At 39.6% G+C, this 18,032-nt stretch carries 13 protein-coding genes, 5 pseudogenes and 1 riboswitch; of the genes and pseudogenes, 7 read left to right on the top strand and 11 right to left on the bottom strand.

The window, feature by feature from the left end; all coding sequences use genetic code 11:
• Positions 1 to 80 precede the first annotated feature (80 nt).
• A pseudogene (carB, locus tag NYZ99_RS10990) lies at positions 81 to 2,933 on the top strand (carbamoyl-phosphate synthase large subunit).
• A gap of 49 nt (positions 2,934 to 2,982) precedes the next feature.
• Here carB and NYZ99_RS10985 read toward each other — a convergent pair.
• Together NYZ99_RS10985 and gndA are read right to left on the bottom strand one after the other, a co-directional pair.
• The gene (locus NYZ99_RS10985; RefSeq protein WP_260571184.1) at positions 2,983 to 3,324 is read right to left on the bottom strand and encodes a ribose-5-phosphate isomerase; all 342 of its coding nucleotides are present in this window, start codon (positions 3,322 to 3,324) and stop codon (positions 2,983 to 2,985) included.
• Positions 3,325 to 3,339: 15 nt separating this feature from the next.
• The gene (gene gndA, locus NYZ99_RS10980; RefSeq protein ID WP_260571182.1) at positions 3,340 to 4,752 is read right to left on the bottom strand and encodes an NADP-dependent phosphogluconate dehydrogenase; all 1,413 of its coding nucleotides are present in this window, start codon (positions 4,750 to 4,752) and stop codon (positions 3,340 to 3,342) included.
• A 137-nt stretch (positions 4,753 to 4,889) separates the two neighbouring features.
• Between gndA and NYZ99_RS21860 the strand changes: the two genes are divergently transcribed.
• The 5 genes and pseudogenes from NYZ99_RS21860 (at position 4,890) to NYZ99_RS21840 (ending at position 7,146) form a co-directional block, all read left to right on the top strand.
• Positions 4,890 to 5,342 carry a glucose-6-phosphate dehydrogenase (NADP(+)) gene (locus NYZ99_RS21860; RefSeq protein WP_338038972.1) on the top strand — a complete coding sequence of 151 codons (453 nt, stop codon included), beginning with the start codon at positions 4,890 to 4,892 and terminating at the stop codon, positions 5,340 to 5,342.
• Positions 5,339 to 5,695, top strand: a complete 357-nt coding sequence (locus NYZ99_RS21855) for a glucose-6-phosphate dehydrogenase (NADP(+)) (protein ID WP_338038971.1) — start codon at positions 5,339 to 5,341, stop codon at positions 5,693 to 5,695. Before NYZ99_RS21860 ends, NYZ99_RS21855 begins: the two co-directional genes overlap by 4 nt.
• Before the next feature lie 37 nt (positions 5,696 to 5,732).
• Positions 5,733 to 6,331, top strand: a pseudogene (locus NYZ99_RS21850) (glucose-6-phosphate dehydrogenase (NADP(+))).
• 100 nt (positions 6,332 to 6,431) lie between these two features.
• The gene (pgl, locus tag NYZ99_RS10970) at positions 6,432 to 6,974 is read left to right on the top strand and encodes a 6-phosphogluconolactonase (RefSeq protein WP_338038968.1); all 543 of its coding nucleotides are present in this window, start codon (positions 6,432 to 6,434) and stop codon (positions 6,972 to 6,974) included.
• A gap of 10 nt (positions 6,975 to 6,984) precedes the next feature.
• Positions 6,985 to 7,146 (top strand): hypothetical protein, encoded by a 162-nt coding sequence (locus tag NYZ99_RS21840; RefSeq protein WP_338038967.1) that lies wholly within the window; start codon positions 6,985 to 6,987, stop codon positions 7,144 to 7,146.
• Here NYZ99_RS21840 and NYZ99_RS10965 read toward each other — a convergent pair.
• From NYZ99_RS10965 to NYZ99_RS10940, 6 genes and pseudogenes are all read right to left on the bottom strand, one after another.
• Positions 7,143 to 7,690 (bottom strand): annotated as a pseudogene (locus NYZ99_RS10965) (acyl-CoA thioesterase). The gene NYZ99_RS21840 and the pseudogene NYZ99_RS10965 overlap by 4 nt on opposite strands.
• A pseudogene (locus tag NYZ99_RS10960) lies at positions 7,690 to 8,054 on the bottom strand (6-phosphogluconate dehydrogenase). The pseudogenes NYZ99_RS10965 and NYZ99_RS10960 overlap by 1 nt, the downstream one beginning before the upstream one ends.
• Before the next feature lie 3 nt (positions 8,055 to 8,057).
• Positions 8,058 to 9,409: pseudogene (locus tag NYZ99_RS10955) on the bottom strand (DNA recombination protein RmuC).
• Positions 9,410 to 9,439: 30 nt separating this feature from the next.
• Positions 9,440 to 10,195 carry an ABC transporter ATP-binding protein gene (locus NYZ99_RS10950; protein ID WP_260571181.1) on the bottom strand — a complete coding sequence of 252 codons (756 nt, stop codon included), beginning with the start codon at positions 10,193 to 10,195 and terminating at the stop codon, positions 9,440 to 9,442.
• Between the two features lie 40 nt (positions 10,196 to 10,235).
• Positions 10,236 to 11,201, bottom strand: a complete 966-nt coding sequence (locus NYZ99_RS10945) for a FecCD family ABC transporter permease (RefSeq protein ID WP_420845222.1) — start codon at positions 11,199 to 11,201, stop codon at positions 10,236 to 10,238.
• A 70-nt stretch (positions 11,202 to 11,271) separates the two neighbouring features.
• A complete protein-coding gene (locus tag NYZ99_RS10940; RefSeq protein WP_260571179.1) occupies positions 11,272 to 12,417 on the bottom strand; it encodes an ABC transporter substrate-binding protein in 1,146 nt (381 codons plus the stop codon).
• Between the two features lie 227 nt (positions 12,418 to 12,644).
• A riboswitch (cobalamin riboswitch) is annotated at positions 12,645 to 12,860 on the top strand.
• A 70-nt stretch (positions 12,861 to 12,930) separates the two neighbouring features.
• Here NYZ99_RS10940 and NYZ99_RS10935 point away from each other — a divergent pair.
• Positions 12,931 to 14,829, top strand: a complete 1,899-nt coding sequence (locus NYZ99_RS10935; protein ID WP_260571178.1) for a TonB-dependent receptor plug domain-containing protein — start codon at positions 12,931 to 12,933, stop codon at positions 14,827 to 14,829.
• A 48-nt stretch (positions 14,830 to 14,877) separates the two neighbouring features.
• On the opposite strand, the gene NYZ99_RS10930 is transcribed toward NYZ99_RS10935, so the two are convergent.
• From NYZ99_RS10930 to NYZ99_RS10920, 3 genes are all read right to left on the bottom strand, one after another.
• A complete protein-coding gene (locus NYZ99_RS10930; RefSeq protein WP_260571176.1) occupies positions 14,878 to 15,060 on the bottom strand; it encodes a hypothetical protein in 183 nt (60 codons plus the stop codon).
• Positions 15,053 to 16,351, bottom strand: a complete 1,299-nt coding sequence (locus tag NYZ99_RS10925; protein WP_260571174.1) for a S41 family peptidase — start codon at positions 16,349 to 16,351, stop codon at positions 15,053 to 15,055. The genes NYZ99_RS10930 and NYZ99_RS10925 overlap by 8 nt, the downstream gene beginning before the upstream one ends.
• Before the next feature lie 248 nt (positions 16,352 to 16,599).
• Complete coding sequence (locus tag NYZ99_RS10920; RefSeq protein WP_260571172.1) at positions 16,600 to 17,895, bottom strand: S41 family peptidase; 1,296 nt, start codon at positions 17,893 to 17,895, stop codon at positions 16,600 to 16,602.
• Positions 17,896 to 18,032: the final 137 nt, after the last annotated feature.

Below are 18,032 nucleotides of genomic sequence, written 5' to 3'. Positions count from 1 at the left end.
AAAAGGTGCTGCTTCTTTAAGTTCAGCACCTTTTTTTGACCTAATTTTGAAATTTTAGATAACGAGAAACTATTATTGGAATGCCTAAAAGAAAAGATTTAAATTCAATTTTGATTATTGGTTCCGGATCAATTATTATTGGTCAGGCTTGTGAGTTCGATTATGCAGGAAGTCAGTCTCTTCGCTCCTTGAGGGAAGATGGGATAGAAACTATTTTGATCAATAGTAATCCCGCAACCATTATGACCGACCCTTCTATGGCGGATCATGTGTATTTAAAACCCCTGACCACTAAATCAATTGTAGAAATCTTAAAGGCACACCCACAAATCGACGCAGTACTGCCTACCATGGGTGGTCAGACCGCTTTGAATCTTTGTATTGAAGCTGATAAAAAGGGAATTTGGGAGGATTTTGGAGTGGAACTTATAGGTGTGGATATTGATGCTATCAATATTACTGAGGATCGAGAACAGTTCCGTGAATTGATGTTGAAAATAGGTGTGGGAATGGCACCACAGGCAACGGCAACATCATTTTTAAAGGGAAAGGAAATTGCCCAGGAATTTGGCTTTCCATTAGTTATTAGGGCTTCTTATACTTTAGGTGGAGCAGGAGCCTCTATCGTTTACAAACCCGAGGATTTTGATGCTTTATTGAGCCATGGATTGGAAATTTCCCCAATCCATGAAGTGATGATCGATAAGGCCTTGATGGGATGGAAGGAATATGAATTAGAGCTGTTACGTGACAAGAATGATAACGTAGTTATTATTTGTACCATTGAGAATATGGATCCTATGGGTATCCATACCGGTGATTCCATTACCGTCGCACCTGCCATGACCTTATCCGATAGGACTTTCCAAAGGATGAGGGATATGGCCATCAAAATGATGCGCAGTATTGGGGATTTCGAGGGTGGTTGTAACGTGCAGTTTGCAGTGAGTCCAGATGAAAAGGAAGATATTATCGCTATCGAAATCAACCCCAGGGTTTCAAGATCCTCCGCATTGGCCTCAAAGGCAACGGGATATCCAATAGCAAAAGTGGCTACGAAACTGGCCATAGGTTATAGCTTGGACGAATTGGAGAATCAGATTACCAAATCCACTTCCGCCTTGTTCGAGCCGACTTTGGATTACGTCATCGTAAAAATACCAAGATGGAATTTTGATAAGTTTGAGGGTTCTGACCGTACATTGGGATTACAAATGAAATCCGTAGGTGAGGTAATGGGAATTGGTCGTTCTTTCCAAGAGGCACTGCATAAGGCAACACAATCCTTAGAAATCAAACGAAATGGTTTAGGTGCCGATGGAAAGGGTTATAAAAACTATGATCAGATCATTAGCAAGTTGACCATTCCAAGTTGGGACAGGGTATTTGTGATTTACGATGCCATACAAATGGGGATTCCGCTGAGCAGGATTCATGAAATTACCAAAATAGATATGTGGTTCCTGAAGCAGTACGAGGAATTATATCAGTTGGAAAAGGAAATATCTAAATACACCATAGCAACCTTATCCAAGGAATTATTGTTGGAAGCGAAGCAAAAAGGTTTTGCAGATAGGCAAATTGCCCATATGCTGGATTGCTACGAGAGCGAGGTTTACAATAAGCGTACGGAACTCAATGTAAACAGAGTCTACAAATTGGTAGATACCTGTGCGGCCGAATTTAAGGCTATGACACCGTATTACTATTCCACCTTTGAAGAAGAAATTGAAAAGCCGGACGGTACCAGATATGTGGAGAACGATAGTGTGGTAACCGATAGAAAGAAAATAGTTGTTCTTGGTTCCGATCCTAACCGAATTGGGCAAGGGATAGAGTTTGATTATTGCTGTGTTCACGGGGTATTGGCAGCTGCAGAATGTGGTTATGAAACGATTATGATCAATTGTAACCCTGAAACAGTTTCAACTGATTTTGATACAGCAGACAAACTATATTTTGAACCTGTCTTACGGGAGCACATCTATGATATTATTAGACATGAAAATCCGGAAGGGGTTATTGTACAGCTAGGAGGCCAGACTGCCCTTAAATTGGCAGAAAAGCTTTCCAAGTATGGTATTAAGATTTTGGGTACCAGTTTCGAATCCTTGGATTTGGCAGAGGATAGGGGAAGCTTTTCTGACCTATTAAAAAAGAATGATATTCCGTATCCTAGATTTGGTGTTGCGGAAACAGCCGATGAAGCCTTGGCCTTGGCGGATGAGTTGGATTTCCCATTATTGGTACGGCCGTCTTATGTATTGGGTGGACAGGGAATGAAAATCGTAATCAATAAAGAGGAATTGGAAGAACATGTAGTGGACCTTTTAAGAAAAATCCCGAACAACAAACTTCTTCTAGACCACTATTTGGATGGGGCAATAGAAGCGGAAGCGGATGCTATTTGCGATGGTAAAGATGTCTATATAATAGGTATCATGGAGCATATAGAACCTTGTGGAATTCACTCGGGGATTCCAACGCAACCTTACCACCTTTCAACCTAGGGGAGTTTGTGATGCAGCAAATAAAGGATCATACCAAAAAAATTGCTTTGGCCCTTAATACAGTCGGTCTGATAAATATACAATTTGCGATTAAGGATGACATCGTATATATAATTGAGGCGAATCCACGTGCATCCGAGAACCGTTCCTTTTATTGCAAAAGCTTATAAGGAACCCTACGTGAATTATGCCACAAAGGTGATGTTGGGCGAAAAGAAAATCAAGGATTTTGATTTTAAGCCCCACTTAGAAGGGTACGCTATTAAGCAACCGGTTTTTTCCTTTAATAAGTTCCCTAATGTGAACAAGAACCTTGGACCTGAAATGAAAAGTACGGGAGAAAGCATACTATTTATCGACAGCCTGAAGGATGACGAGTTCTATAATCTGTATGCGAGAAGGAAAATGTATTTGAGCAAATAAAGCTTAAGTTAACATTTAAAAAAGCACCCTAAATGGGTGCTTTTTTGTTTTAGTTGAACCAAACCGCATATTTTTTTCTCCTTAATTCCAAGGCAAGAATACGTTCCATGATTAACGCCTCATCCCTTGTAGCCAAGGGTTTTATATGGTTATATAGGCTACCCCTTAAATATAGGCCGTACTTCTTGACGATACTGGAAGAGATATCTACACCTTTTTTGCTCAATACACCTTTTTTGTGCTGTTCAAATCGCTCTTTGGGCGTTTTGCTGGTCATTCCCACATATAAACACTCCAGTACTCCATTGAATTGGGGATTGGCTTCACGGAATTTTCTATGTTCAGTAAAAACCTTTTTATGAAGTTCTACTACGTAGATACTGTAGGGCATATTCGACAACGTGAATTACTCCTTTTCCCATTCGGTATGGAAAATACCTTGCCTATCCAATCGCTCATAGGTGTGTGAACCAAAATAATCACGCTGCGCCTGAATTAAGTTTAAGGGTAACCTGCTTGAGGTATAGGCGTCAAAATAGGTGAGTGAATTGGAAAGTCCGGGTAATGGAATTCCATTTCCGGCACCAAAAGCGACCAATTCCCTGGCTGAATCCACCGTGCCCTGTACTTTTTCAACAAAAGTAGGAGATAATAATAAGTTTGGAAGAGCTGGGTCGGCTTTGAAAGCATTGGTAATGTCTGCCAATAAACCCGCTCGAATGATGCACCCTGCACGCCAAATCTTGGCGATTTCAGCGATATCCAATTCGTATCCATATTCTTTCGAAGCATCTGCCAATTGATGTAATCCTTGGGCGTATGTAATGATGAAGGAGAAATACAGTGCTTCTTCGGTCAATTTTTCTATTTTTTTCTTGTCTAGTTGCTCCACTTCGGGGCGATCATATAAGTCATCGGCGTATATTCGCTCCTCTTTTAGGGCGGATATTTCCCGCATGCTTACCGCAATATCTATGGAGGGAACAGGAATTCCCAAATCCATCGCATTCTGACTGATCCATTTACCAGTACCTTTTTGCTTTGCCTTGTCCAGAATTTGATCGACCAATCTCCCATCGCCCAAATCGTCCTCTTGTTCAAAGATTTCGGAAGTTATTTCTACCAAGAAAGACTGTAATCTTCCCTCGTTCCACTGGTGAAACGTACTATGAAGTTCATCGTTGCTGTAAGAGGCTCCTTTTTTGAGTACGTCATAGATTTCCGATGTCAATTGCATCAATCCATATTCTATGCCGTTATGGACCATCTTCACATAGTTTCCGGCTGATTTTGGTCCTAAATAAGCAACACAGGGTTCACCTTGATATTTTGCAGCAACCGCTTCAAAAATAGGTTTTACATGTTGATAGGCTTCCCTGTTTCCACCTGGCATGATACTCGGTCCCTTTCGTGCTCCTTTCGCACCCCCTGAAACGCCTGCCCCAAAGAAATTTATTCCTTTTTTGGAAAGATACGCCTCCCTCCGGTCTGTATCGGTATAAAAAGAGTTTCCGCCATCAATAATCAAATCTCCTTCATCCAAGTCGGGCAATAGTCCTTCTATAACAATGTCCACAATTTTTCCGGCAGGTACCAATAGCATTATTTTTCTTGGGGTGGAAAGAGAATCCAAGAAAGTTTTACTGTCCGTAGTAGCATTGACCTTTTTGGTATCTCCACCTTCCTCGATTAGGGCGTTTACTTTCTCATCGTCCAAGTCGTTACCAATTGCGGTAAAACCATTATCCGCTACATTTAGTATAAAGTTACGGCCCATAACACCAAGCCCAACCATTCCAAAATCATATTTCATTTTCATAAAAAGCTTTTTCCATAATATCGTAAGTTTCAAAAGTAAGTGAAAATATCTACAATTCTCCCATATCGACAGCTCAACACATTGGTATTGGCGATAGTTTTCGATACTTTTAGGGACATAAATTTTGGTTGACACATATGAAGAAAACAGAGAATCAAATGCTAGTCATTTTTGGGGCATCAGGAGATTTAACCGCAAGAAAGTTGGTGCCCGCTCTTTACAACCTATTTGAGGCGGGCCAATTGCCCGAGCATTTTGTTGTTTTGGGAACTAGTAGGAGTGATATGACGGATGAGGATTTTCGAAATAGAACGGTACTGGAAAGTGCCTATTTAAAGGATAAATTGAAGAAAAAGAATGAAGAGGGAATACGAAAATTTGCCGATATCTTTTATTATCATGACCTAGGAAAATCCTATGATGTGGACTATGAATCGCTAAGAGAAAGAGTAGGGGATTTAAATAAGGAAAAAGGAACACAGGGAAACATTATGTACTATCTGTCAACCCCTCCGACCTTGTATGAGACTATTGCCAAAAATTTGGCCGATTCAGGTCTTAGTGCCCGAATAATGGGTGGAAGCGCTTGATCGTAGAGAAGCCCTTTGGATACAGTTTGGAAACCGCCAAGGCTTTGAACAATGGAATTCAAAACTATTTTAAAGAGTCCCGCATTTATAGAATTGATCACTACCTTGGAAAGGAGACGGTACAAAATGTATTGGTGACCCGTTTTGCGAATAGCATTTTTGAACCTTTATGGAACAGGAATTATATTAAACACATAGAGATTACCAATGCCGAAAGTGTGGGCGTGGAAAAACGTGGTGGCTATTACGATAAGTCAGGTGCCCTAAGAGATATGTTCCAGAATCATTTACTCCAAATAGTTTCCCTTATTGTAATGGAACCGCCCATAGGGGATAAGCCAGGAGGAAATTAGAGACGAAAAGGTAAAGGCACTAAAATCCTTGAGGGTCATGCGCGATGAAAAGACCTTGCATGACAATACGATTAGGGCGCAATATATGGAATCCGATATTCAGGGTAAAACCATAAAAGGGTATAGACAGGAAGAAGATGTGAATCCGGAATCTACGACCGAGACCTTTGCCGCCATTAAGTTCTTTGTGGATAATTGGCGATGGAAGGATGTTCCGTTTTACGTAAGAACTGCCAAAAGAATGCCTACAAAAGTAACAGAGGTGGTGATCCACTTTAAAACGCCACATCATCAAATATTTAAAGAATCAGGTATTCATAATAAGGATAACAAATTGATTATCAGAATACAACCTGATGAAGGAATACTGGTAAAGTTTGGTGTAAAGGTGCCTGGTCAAGGTTTTAAGGTGGAACGCGCAAATCGGACTTTTACTATTCCAGTTTGATGGAGACACATGTCATGGAGGCCTATGAACGACTTTTATTGGATGCTATGCAAGGCGATGCCACCCTATATGCAAGGGCTGATGAGGTGGAGGCCGCTTGGGAATTTGTAGATCCTATTTTGGACTATTGGCAAAAGGGTAAAGACGTACGTATGTATGGTTATCCTTCCGGTACTTGGGGACTATAGAAACTCTGATGATTTGATAGAGGGGGATGGATACTGGCGAAATCCTGGAGAGCAACTTACGGACGATGAGAGCTATTGTATACTTTGTTAAGCACTTTTTATGGAATTGAAGATATATAAGGATAAGCAGGAAGTGGCCATAGCTTTTTCTAAATATTTGGCGGACTTTATTGGCGAAAGTAAAACGGTTCACATTGCTCTTCTCGGAGGAAGTACACCAAAAATCGTTTTTGATGAATTGGCTACCTCCTTTAAAGATGAAATTGATTGGGAAAAAGTTCATTTCTATTGGGGTGACGAACGTTGCGTACCACCTACAGATGATGAGAGCAACTATAAGATGACGGTAGTTCATTTATTATCAAAAATTGATATTCCCCAAAGGAATATTCATAGGGTTAAAGGTGAGGAAGATCCCGAGAAAGAAGCAAAAAGCTACGCTAGCTTATTGGAAAAGAAACTTCCCATGGTAGAAGGGGTACCCCAGTTTGATTTGGTCATTTTAGGAATGGGAGATGACGGTCACACGGCTTCCATTTTTCCACATGAAATCCATTTGTGGAATTCCGATGCGAATTGTGAGGTAGCATTACATCCGAGAATCAGGTCAACGAAGGGTAACCATAACCGGAAGGGTTATTAATAATGCCAAAGTGGTGGCATTTTTGGTGACTGGAGCTGGTAAATCTGAAAAAGTACGGATAATTACCCAAAATGAATCAGGGAGCGAAAAGTATCCGGCATCATTGGTAAACCCAACGTCTAAAGAATTAGTATGGTTTTTGGATCAAGATGCAGCTTCTGAAATATCCTAAGAACCCGGATCTACTTTACAGTTTTCATTTTCTAATTCCTTAAGATACTGGTCGGGATTAAATTTATAGGACTCGAATTTTGTATCTCGCTCTTTGGCCTCCAATTTTCGATATTTGCTTCGGCGAATCGTCTCACCCCTTGTTTATCTGTAACTATCAATCCGGGTACAGAAACACTTTTACCATTTTCATCTTTGGCTACCATCGTGAAATAAGATGAGTTGCAATGTCTTTTTCTTCCTGTAGTGATATTTTCAGAATCCACACGAACTCCCACTACCATAGAAGTTTTACCTGTATAATTGATGGAAGCCCTTAATGTAACCAATTCCCCAACATCGATAGGATTCAAAAAATCCACTCGATTAACGGAAGCTGTTACGCAATATCGTTGTGAATGTTTGGACGCGCACGCAAAAGCGATTTGATCCATCAAGTTTAAAATATGGCCACCATGCACTTTTCCACCAAAATTGGAGTGGGAGGGAAGCATTAGCTCTGTTATGGAAACCTGGGAATCCTTTACACTTTTAAATTCTTGCATCAATTTCTAAAATGAGGGGATTGTTCCTTCTCTACTTGGGTAATAAAATACTTGGTATCTCCCAACCAAAAAAAGGTGGCATAGCGCTCCGTGTAATTTACCTTAACGTATTGCCCTTGGTAGTCCTGTAGTTTTTGTATTACCTCCTTATCTTTATCCAAAACTGAGAAAGAAAAGATCTGAGCTCCCGAAATTCCTTGGCTTATTTCACCTTCCCATGTTTTGACCAATACTCCCTTGTTACTTATTTTAATAAGTTCCCGTAACGTACACCTTCACTATAGGGCACATAATAGATAAAGGCATAAATCAAGGCCAGTAGCACCGCGCAACCGCCAAGAAAAAGGAATAGAATTCTTTTCATGGGTTATAAATTTAATCTAGGTTCCTGTTCTTCCTCAAAATCATCTTCCTTGGCCCTTTTAAGAATGGGTTCAGGTAGCGATTTTTTGGCCTTGGCACCCATTTTTTTCAACTTTTCAATACTAGTGATAATATTGCCGCGACCATCGAACAATTTATTCATGGCACCTTTGTATTCCGTCTTTGCCTCGTCCATCTTTTTCCCTACTTTGGTCAAGTCAGATACAAATCCTTCGAACTTATCGTATAATGCCCCGGCCTGCTTGGCAATTTCTATGGCGTTTCGTTGTTGTTTTTCGTTGTTCCACATGCTGTCTATAGTACGTAGCGTAGCAAGTAGGGTAGACGGCGTAACAATGACAATATTTTGCTCAAAAGCTTTGTTGTATAGAGAATTATCGTTGTTTATAGCGATGGCAAAAGCTGGTTCAATAGGAACGAACATAAGTACAAAATCCGGGCTTTCCATTTCATACAGGTCCTCATATTTTTTAGAGGATAATTGATCAACGTGCCTGCGCAATGAGTTGATATGGTCGTTTAGAAACTTTTCCTGGAATTCTTCTTCGGCATTTATATAACGCTCATAGTCCGTAAGGGATACCTTGGAGTCCACAATCATTTTCTTACCATCGGGCAGGTTGATGATGACATCCGGCATCACCCTAGAACCATCTTCCCTTGTGAAGCTTTGCTGCACGCTATACTCACGGTCCTTTTCCAAGCCTGATTTCTCCGAACGCGTTCCAAGACCAACTCGCCCCAGTTTCCTTGCATTTTACTATCTCCCTTAAGGGCCTTGGTAAGGTTTTCCGCTTCTTGGGTGATCTTTAGGTTTTGGGTCTGTAGGTTCAGTAATTGCTCCTTGAGTGCAGAATGAATACTGATGTTTTCCTTTTGACTTTCCTCCACCTTCTTTTCGAATAGTTGTATTTTTTCGTTTAGGGGGCTTAGTATATTCTTGATGTTCTTCTCGTTGCGTTCCGTAAATTTCAGACTTTTTTCCTCTAAAATTTTATTGGCAAGATTCTCAAATTCCTTGGTGAATTTTTCCTGAAGTTTTTCTACTTCCTCTTTTTGTTCCGAATTTTTCGACTGTAGGTTTTCCAAATCTGCCTGATATCTAACAATTTGATTTCCCAATCGCTCCTTCTCTAAACGAATATCCTCCCGCTCGTTTTCAAGGGTCAAATTCTTATTTTCCAGTTGGGTCCGTATAAGTGCTAACTGACGATTTTCTTCTTCCAGTTTACTTTGGCTTGACTTGGTCTTTAGGATTTGAATATAATGGCCTAAAAAGAAGCCTATTCCCAAACAAAGTACGGTTATGATGATATATAGTAGTGTCTCGTTCATGTTTATTAAATACTCAAGTAAAGATACACGTTACTTCTGAATACGGAAAGTACCAGTAGTGCCATCAAATTGAACAGTTTCAGAAGGGAATAAGCTTTCAAAGGACTTATTTTCAATGAGTTTACAAGGTTCGTCAAAAGGATTTTCCACTCCGTCGAGTATCAAAATTTTATCACAAATCTGAATGGCCATTTCAATCTCATGGCTGGTAAACAGAATTGTTTTTTTTGTTTGATGGGCAATCGATTTCAGCAGTTTCAAAATTTGAACCTTATGAAAAAGGTCTAAATGTGTCGTTGGCTCATCAAGCAAAATAATGTCGGTGTCTTGAGCCAAGGCACGGGCAACCATCACCCGTTGCAATTGTCCATCGCTCAATTCAAAACATTTATAGTTCTTTAGCTCCTTTAGTTCCAATACCTCTATGGCATCCACTATTTTCTTCTTGTCTACCGTGCTTAAACTGCCAATCCAGTTGGTATAGGGTTGCCTTCCCAAGGCTACCAATTCTTGGACAGTCATGTTCTTGGAAGCTACAGGTTCCGTAAGTACCAAACTAATTTTTTTGGCTAGCTGATGGGGTTTCATCTCCCGAACCGATTTGCCATCGATATGAAGGATTCCCCCCAAGGAAGATTGTAGATTCCCAACAGTTCGTAGCAAAGTGGACTTTCCGACTCCGTTAATCCCCACAATAGCCGTGCATTCTCCTTTGTCTACTGAAAAGGAGATATTGGGACAAACTATCTTTTTGCCATAGCCAATATTTAAACCTTTGACTTCCAAAACGCTATGTTCTTCCCTCGTATTTTTGATAACTTCTAGTTTAAAAGATCATTTTTCTTTTTCGCATCAAAAGCCAAATGACTACTGGTGCGCCAATGATACTTGTGATGGCATTTATGGGCAAAACCGTTGCTTGACCAGGTAGTTGAGCAACTAAATCACAGAGCAATAAAATACAACTCCCAAATATAAGTACCGCTGGAACCAATATTTTATGATTGGTGGTATTGAAAATTTGCCGGGTTAAATGAGGCACGGCCAATCCAATAAAGGCAATAGGTCCTGTGAAAGCGGTAATACTTCCGGCCAATATTCCGGTAGAAATAATAATGATAAAGCGTGATTTTTTGAGATTCACCCCTAAACTTCGTGCATAATTTTCACCCAGTAAATATCCATTTAATGATTTAATGGCAAGGACGCTCAAAAGGATGCCTAATAAAATCATGGAACTTAAGATTATTAATTGTGTCCACGTAAGACCTCCCACACTTCCAAAGGTCCAATACACATACTGCTGCAAACTTTCTGCATTCGTAAAATAGGAAAGCACACTTACTATAGCTGCGGTGATGCTGCCGAACATTAACCCAATAATCAACAGGGCCATGGTATCCTTAATTCTGCTCGCTATACCAATGACCAGGAACAACACCACAAAACTCCCTATGCTAGAAGCAATGGCAATGGAAACGTCATTTATTAGTGATGAGGTCAATAGGCCCGTAAAAAGGGAAAAGCCCATGATAAGAATAGCAGCTCCCAAACTTGCTCCAGAACTGATGCCAAGGACAAAAGGCCCAGCCAATGGGTTTCGAAAGAGGGTTTGCATCAATAAACCACTTAGGGCCAACCCAGCTCCAGCCAAAATGGCCGTGATTGCCTTTGGAACCCTATAATTCCAAATTATATATTCCCAGGACTGATTTGTTAGTTCCGAGCCAAATAAAGCTTTAAGAGTATCCAAAAAAGAAATACTGACCGAACCAAAACTTATGTTTACCATAAAGCACAAAAACAACAGAATTGTCAAGAGCGTAAAATATAGTTGATATGGGGTATGAGTGGTTCTCAAATTATTCCAATGGGGTAAAGAAAAAGGGTTTGTGTTCCTCTAATAAATTTGGATGAAATATATGGATAATGTCTTTAAGCACTAGGTCAGGTCTTTGGGGTGCCAACTCATAATAGAGCAGCCCTCCTGTTTCACCCTTGGCTTTTGAAAACGTATACACTTTCCTGTTTTTAAATGCGTTGAATTGCATATAATGGCCACTTGCCTTTTCTAACTCCCGATAACTGGTAAATTGGGCCGGAGCAATCCAAAAATCGGCATTTTGTCCCTTTTCCAGGACACTTTCCCAGCTTAGGGAAAGACTGCCAGTTTCTAAGGTGTTTGACCATAAATAGTTTGCATTTGCGTCCTCGATGAACTGGGCGGCCCAACTTTCACCACCGGGTAGATACCACACATCCTTATACATGGCGCCACTTATAACGGTTGGGGTAGTTTCGGCTTTTTTCGCAATTTCCACAGCCTCAGTGTAGTCGTTTACAATCTTTGTAAAAATTTGTTCGGCCACGGTTTCCTTATGAAAAAATGGAGCGAAAAACTTAATCCATTCCGCCTTCCCAAGCGGGCTTTTTTCAGTCCAATCCCCATTGAATACCACGGGTATATTGGATTGCTGAATATTTTCATAGGATTTGTTACGGGCATTAATGCTAAAACCTATAACCAATTCCGGCTGAAGTGCCAGCACCATTTCGGTATTCAAGGTTTCATTGCTGCCCAATTCTTTTATTTTCCCTTCATCTATGAGTCTTCCGGCACTTTTTGAGGAAATGTATTGTGTATCCGGAAAACCAATAAGTTTATCAAGTACCCCTAAAGATTCCAGTGCAGGAATGTGCGTGGTTGAGGTTACTACTATGCTTTCAACCGGAGTCCCAATGATGGCATCATATCCATTATTATCCAACGTTATGGTTGGTAGTTTTTCTTTGGGAACCAAAGCGTATGTATATTCAGTTTCGGCATTGGGCCAAGGTGATGTAATTTTAATTACCGTTATATCAGAAGCCGACTTTTCTACAGTAAAGCCCTTTGCATATTGAATAGGAACGATTCGGTCAATACCATTGCTTCCATTTGATTTAGGAACATCCTTACAATTTACGAGGCAAACTAATAAAACGAGGAATCTAATTTTTGTCGACATTACTGTTGAGATGGACTTGAGAATCATTTAATCCCCGCAAGGTAACAAAAGTCACTTTCTATTTACAATTCAGTACCTAGCTTTAAAGAAAATTCAATCCATGCGCGGTAATTCAAATCTTCTTATTTACATCATTGCCGGCATTGTGTTACTACATTTTATTATCGGTTTTATTTGGTTGGCAATTAAAATGGGTAAGAAAAAGCATGATTAATTAAATTAATCTTACTTTCGTTCTGAATTTTGGTTCAATTGGCCATTTTAAGAGGCCCATTGATTAAAAGGGAATCCGGTGAAATTCCGGAACTGTTCCCGCAACTGTAAACTAAGCCGAGTCATCGGTACTTGTTGTAATCTACGAGACCACTGTTCCATAACTTTTGGAACGGGAAGGTACACAACAAGATGTAAGTCAGGAGACCTGCCATATTCAAACAACTATTGTTAAACTTTCGGGATAAAGGTTTACGTATGGGGACAGACATACTATTCGCTCGAATAAGAGATTAAAAAATGTACAAAAATTTGGTAGGTTTTGGTGCTTTGGCTTTGCTATGCACTAAAATGATTGCTCAAGAAGGGCAAAATTCTGACATGGGTCAGATTAAAACAGACTCCATTCAACTACAGGAACTGGATGAGGTTGTGGTAAGTGATTCCCGTTTTTCATTGAAACGGGAAAACTCGGGAAAAACGGTCGTTAAAATTTCGGCAGCCGAATTAGAGAGAAATCAAGGACGTACTATTGCCGAAATCATCAACACTAAAAGCGGCCTGGAAATTAATGGAGTCCGAAGTTTTGCTGGACAAAACCTTTCTGTCTTTGCGAGAGGTGGTAACAACCGGCAAGTGTTAGTCATAATAGATGGTATACAAGTATCAGATCCGTCTAACGTAAATGCGGAATATGACCTGCGTTTGCTCAACCTTTCCCAAATTGAAAATATTGAGATTATCAAAGGTGCCTCCAGCACGCTGTATGGGAATTCGGCAGCAACGGCCGTAATAAACATAACCACAAAGAAAGCAAAGAAAGATGGTATTCATTTGGAAGCTGTTTCCACTTGGGGAACCAACCAAGACCAAACGAATCGGAGTAATGAAATTTCTGATATTTCCAACAATATTACTATTACAAGTAAAAAAAGGGGCCTTACTTTTTTGGCTTCCGGGGGAAATCAATTCACAGATGGACTTTCCGCGGCCATCGGGGAGGAATCGGATGCATTTTCACGAATTGATGGAAATTTTAAGGTCGGTTACGAGTATTCAAAAAGATTCAAAATGGAAGCTTCGGCTTATTACAATAAATTAAAGTCCGATTATGATAATGGATACCCTGTTGAAGATGCCGACTTTCATTTTAATAGCGAACAATCCCGATTTGGTTTGGCCACTACCTTTTCTTATAAAAACGGAAGTGTACACTTTAATTCCGCCTTTAATCAAGTAACAAGGGAATTCATCTCGGATTTTCCCAATTTATATGATTCCAAGTCCTTTGTGGTTGATTTTTTCAACAAATACACCTTTAATGATTCTTTCTATACTATCGTTGGCTTAAATATGGTCAATAGCCAAACAGAATTTACCCAAGCGGTTAAGGCCAAAAACATTGATCCTTATTTGAATGTCGTCTATGTAAGTGATTTTGGATTCAATGTAAACGCTGGTGCACGAATAAACAACCACAGCGAGTATGGCAATCATTGGATCTATAACTTTAATCCATCATATAGGTTGCAAACAAAAAGCGGGTATCTAAAATTCCTGGGCTCCTTTGCCACTTCTTATATTGCACCAAATTTGTCCCAGCTATATGGGCCTTTTGGGGCCAATACAAGACTTGAACGAGAAGAAAACACCACTTTGGAAGGTGGTCTTGAATACAAAGTATCGGATATATTACGGTTCAGCACCGTTTATTTTAATCGAAAAGAGGAAGGAAGAATAGGTTATGTGGTGATTAATCCCGAGACTTTTGAAAGTCAGTATCAAAATTTGGAGGAATCCATAAAAATAGATGGGGTAGAAGTAGAGATTGAAGCCACCCCCATAAAAGATTTTCTAGTGGCGGCAAACTACACAATTGCGGCTTCTGATACCGATTTGGCCTTACGGATTCCCAAACATAAATGGAATGCCCAGGTAGCATATACATGGTTTAAAAAGACTTATGTGTCCGTACACTATCAGCACCTGTCTAAGCGCCAGGATACAGATTTTAATACGTTTGCGAATGTGGATTTGGAGCCATACGGACTTTTTAACTTATATGTCAAACATCAACTAAATAACCGTTTTAGCCTAATGTGCTCTATAGATAATTTATGGAATGAGGGTTATACCGAAATATTAAATTATACCACGAGGGGAAGGAATTTTAGGATAGGTATGAGTTTAAAACTGTAATAAAAAAGGCGGCTATTAAGCCGCCTTTTTTACTCTTTTTGTAATTCCTTAATCAAGGGATAAATGCAATTCATAAACAGTATCGTCAATCATTTTATCCTTGAAAGGATCGAACATTTTAGAACTGGTCATAATATCTATAGGATGCTCTACTGTAAAATCCCTTTTGCCGGTGGCACCCGTTATCTCTTGAATGGCCCTTGCGAGAAGAGGTTCGTTGAGGTCACCCAAAATCCCTAAGTTTCCATAATCCTCTTTTAACGTTATATCTCGGAACCAAACCATCCGTATACTGATAAAAACCGTCCGCATTTTCATTTCTTCCCAAAAGTGGCTGTATGGCCCATTGATTGTTGGCGTTAATTTTATTTACCCTTGTAGGAGTGTACAAATAGGAATTTTCACGATCATCAACCAAAGTAGTAGAAAATTCATTTTTTCCCCTAGTAACATCCCCAATTTGTACCACATCTATATAAGGTTCAAGACTGTTTATGAGCAATTCACTGGCAGAAGCCGAACTTGCCGAGGTAAGGACATAAAGTTTACTAAGCCCCGCAGGCTCTATGGTGGTGCTCCCAACCCTATTGGTAAAATAAACCTCCAACTGGCTTTCTGTTAATTGATCCTGTATTTTATCATTATACCTCTTTTTAAGAAACAGATTGTCCGTATTAGTATCATAAATCATACTTGCCAATGCACGTGTAGTATTTACAGATCCGCCGGGGTTATATCGTAAATCGATTACCAATTCGGTAATTCCCAAATTTTTAAGTCCCAAAACAGCTTCGTAGAGGTCATCATCATATTCATTAGTAAATTGGTTGTACATGAGATATCCAATTGTGATTCCGTTTATTTCAAAGGATTTGGAAATGTATACAGGATTTTCTGCAAGGGCTTCCTCTTTGGTCAAGGATACCTCAATTTCATTCTGTATGATGTCTCCATTGACAAAATCGGCCATGTTCAGTACATACGTATTGTTTTCCCCAAAAAGTAAATCCACATAATTATTTATGGTCAATGTTGTTCCATCGACACCTGTAAACAGGTCTCCGCGTTCAATATCTTTGGTGGCGGCATCAGAATTTGGAATAATATACCGTACATAACCAAACACTTCTTCACTATTGGCTTTTCTAACCAGTCCAAATTCAAGTCCATTGCTTCTTGATATTCCAGCTAGGGAATTGGTCAATTCCCTATAATCGGAATTATAAAAGCTAAATCTATCTTGGATATACAATAATTTATTGTCGAAAAACGCCCCTGGGTCATTTTCAGATTGCAAAAACGAAGTATAGCTCTCCGAATCTGAAAACCGGTTATCTCCCAAATCGGGGACATCGGCCTGCCGGAAATACCAAAAATTCATGGCTTTCCACATAAAATCCTGTACGGGAACGTTTGCCGAGGGTAGGGGGTCTATTGTTTTTGGTACGGTTAATTCCTCGTCCTTGGAACAGGAAATTATCACGACAGCAAAAATCAGGGGCAAAAACTTTTTAATTCTCATATAAGGAAGAACTAGAAATATCTCAATTTATTTCCTTTACTATATTTTTTGGCGCACCCTTTAAATTATTCAGGATGAGAGCACTCCTACGATCATCAAAGAGTTTGGAGCTTGAGATAAGATTTGCAGGCATAGCCACCTCAAAACTTCTTTTGGCACCAACACCAGTAATTTCTTGAATGGCTCTTGCCAGTAATGGTTCATTTGGGTCACCTAATGTACCAAGGTTGGTAACGTCTTCTTCTAATTCAATGTCTCGGAATTAACCCATCTGCATAATCAGAAAATCCAGCACTGTTTTCAACTTGGCTAACAATTGGTTGAAGCCCCCATTGGTTATCCGGGTTTATCTGGTTCGTCCTCTCCGGGTCATAAAAATTTCCATTTTCTGGATCATCCACAAAAAGTATGGAACCTTGGTTTTTGCCTACTGTGGTCGTTCCAATATGTACTACATCCAAATAAGGCTCCAAGCCCACAAGTATTAGCTCACTTGCCGATGCGGAAGCTCCAGTAGCCAAAACATACAGTTGATTTAGATTTAATGAGTTCAACATGGCATTCATGCCACCATTGGCGGTTCCTGTAGTGCTTACAAAATTATTTTCCAATTCTCCTGGCTCAAACTGCGCCTCTATCTTAGCATTATAAGTAGTTTTAAAAAAGAGTTGGTCGGTATTTGATCCATGAATTAAACTTGCCAATATTACCGCGGTAGAACCTCTGCCACCTGGGTTGTATCTTAGATCCAAAACCAAATCTGTAATGTTTTGATTTTTGAAATCGGCGAACACTTGGTTTAATGCATCACCAGAGTCCAGTGTAAAGAAATTATACATTAAGTACCCAATTCGCCTATCACCTATATTAAGGATCGTGTTCACTAGAATGGGATCCTCTACCAGTCCTTCCTGTTTTGTTAAAGTAACCTCTTTGCCGTTTTCTGAAATCGTATTGTTTTCAACATCCGCCATATTGAGGGTATATGTGTCACTATCACCAAAAAGTAAATCTATATAGTTGTTAACATTAAGCCTTGTACCATTAACGCCTATAAAAAAGTCTCCTCTTTTTATATCTTTTGTGGATGCATCCGAGTTCTTGACTATATATTCAACAAAACCAAAAACATCATCTGAATCTCCAATTCTAGCCAACCCGAACTCTAGTCCGTTACTTTTTGAAACTCCAGCGACAAAATTGGCGAGTTCCTTATAATCATCACTGTAAAATGTGAACCGGTCCTCAGAAAAAATAAGCTCATCCAATAAAAAGTTCTCCGGGTCCGGATTTGCTTTTAAGAATGTTTCATATTCCACTTGGGTTGCGAAACGGTCATCAGACAAAACAGGGACGTCCGCCTGCCAAAAATAATAGGCATTCAAAGTTTGCCACAAGAAGTCTTGTACTTGTATATCGACATCCTCTTCAATAATCTCCTCCTCTTCAACTACCTCTTCTTCAATGATAGGGTTGTCGTCATTTTTTTTACAAGATTGGGTTAGAATTCCTATGAATAGGAATAAAAGCAAATATTTTTTCATAACAAGGTTTTTTTAAGATGTCGCAACTACCATACCAATAGCCTACATGGAACCAGCGAACATAATAGCAATTTTTAGAAATAAGTCTAAAGCCCCTAAATTTACTTACATAGCGACGAAAAAAAAATTAATTGTAA

Origin of the sequence: Maribacter litopenaei (genome assembly GCF_025244665.1) — a bacterium.
GTDB classification, from domain to species: Bacteria; Bacteroidota; Bacteroidia; order Flavobacteriales; family Flavobacteriaceae; genus Maribacter; species Maribacter litopenaei.
This window is presented reverse-complemented; position numbering and strand designations above follow the sequence as displayed.

What these genes read in the sequence shown, in the direction of transcription:
- gndA (WP_260571182.1), bottom strand. Translation starts at nt 4,752, where the DNA reads ATGAAAATGAAATATGATTTTGGAATGGTTGGGCTTGGTGTTATGGGC.
- NYZ99_RS10945 (WP_420845222.1), bottom strand. Translation starts at nt 11,201, where the DNA reads ATGGTAAACATAAGTTTTGGTTCGGTCAGTATTTCTTTTTTGGATACT.
- NYZ99_RS10935 (WP_260571178.1), top strand. Translation starts at nt 12,931, where the DNA reads ATGTACAAAAATTTGGTAGGTTTTGGTGCTTTGGCTTTGCTATGCACT.
- NYZ99_RS10920 (WP_260571172.1), bottom strand. Translation starts at nt 17,895, where the DNA reads ATGAAAAAATATTTGCTTTTATTCCTATTCATAGGAATTCTAACCCAA.
- NYZ99_RS10985 (WP_260571184.1), bottom strand. Translation starts at nt 3,324, where the DNA reads ATGCCCTACAGTATCTACGTAGTAGAACTTCATAAAAAGGTTTTTACT.
- pgl (WP_338038968.1), top strand. Translation starts at nt 6,432, where the DNA reads ATGGAATTGAAGATATATAAGGATAAGCAGGAAGTGGCCATAGCTTTT.
- NYZ99_RS21860 (WP_338038972.1), top strand. Translation starts at nt 4,890, where the DNA reads ATGAAGAAAACAGAGAATCAAATGCTAGTCATTTTTGGGGCATCAGGA.
- NYZ99_RS10925 (WP_260571174.1), bottom strand. Translation starts at nt 16,351, where the DNA reads ATGAGAATTAAAAAGTTTTTGCCCCTGATTTTTGCTGTCGTGATAATT.
- NYZ99_RS10940 (WP_260571179.1), bottom strand. Translation starts at nt 12,417, where the DNA reads ATGTCGACAAAAATTAGATTCCTCGTTTTATTAGTTTGCCTCGTAAAT.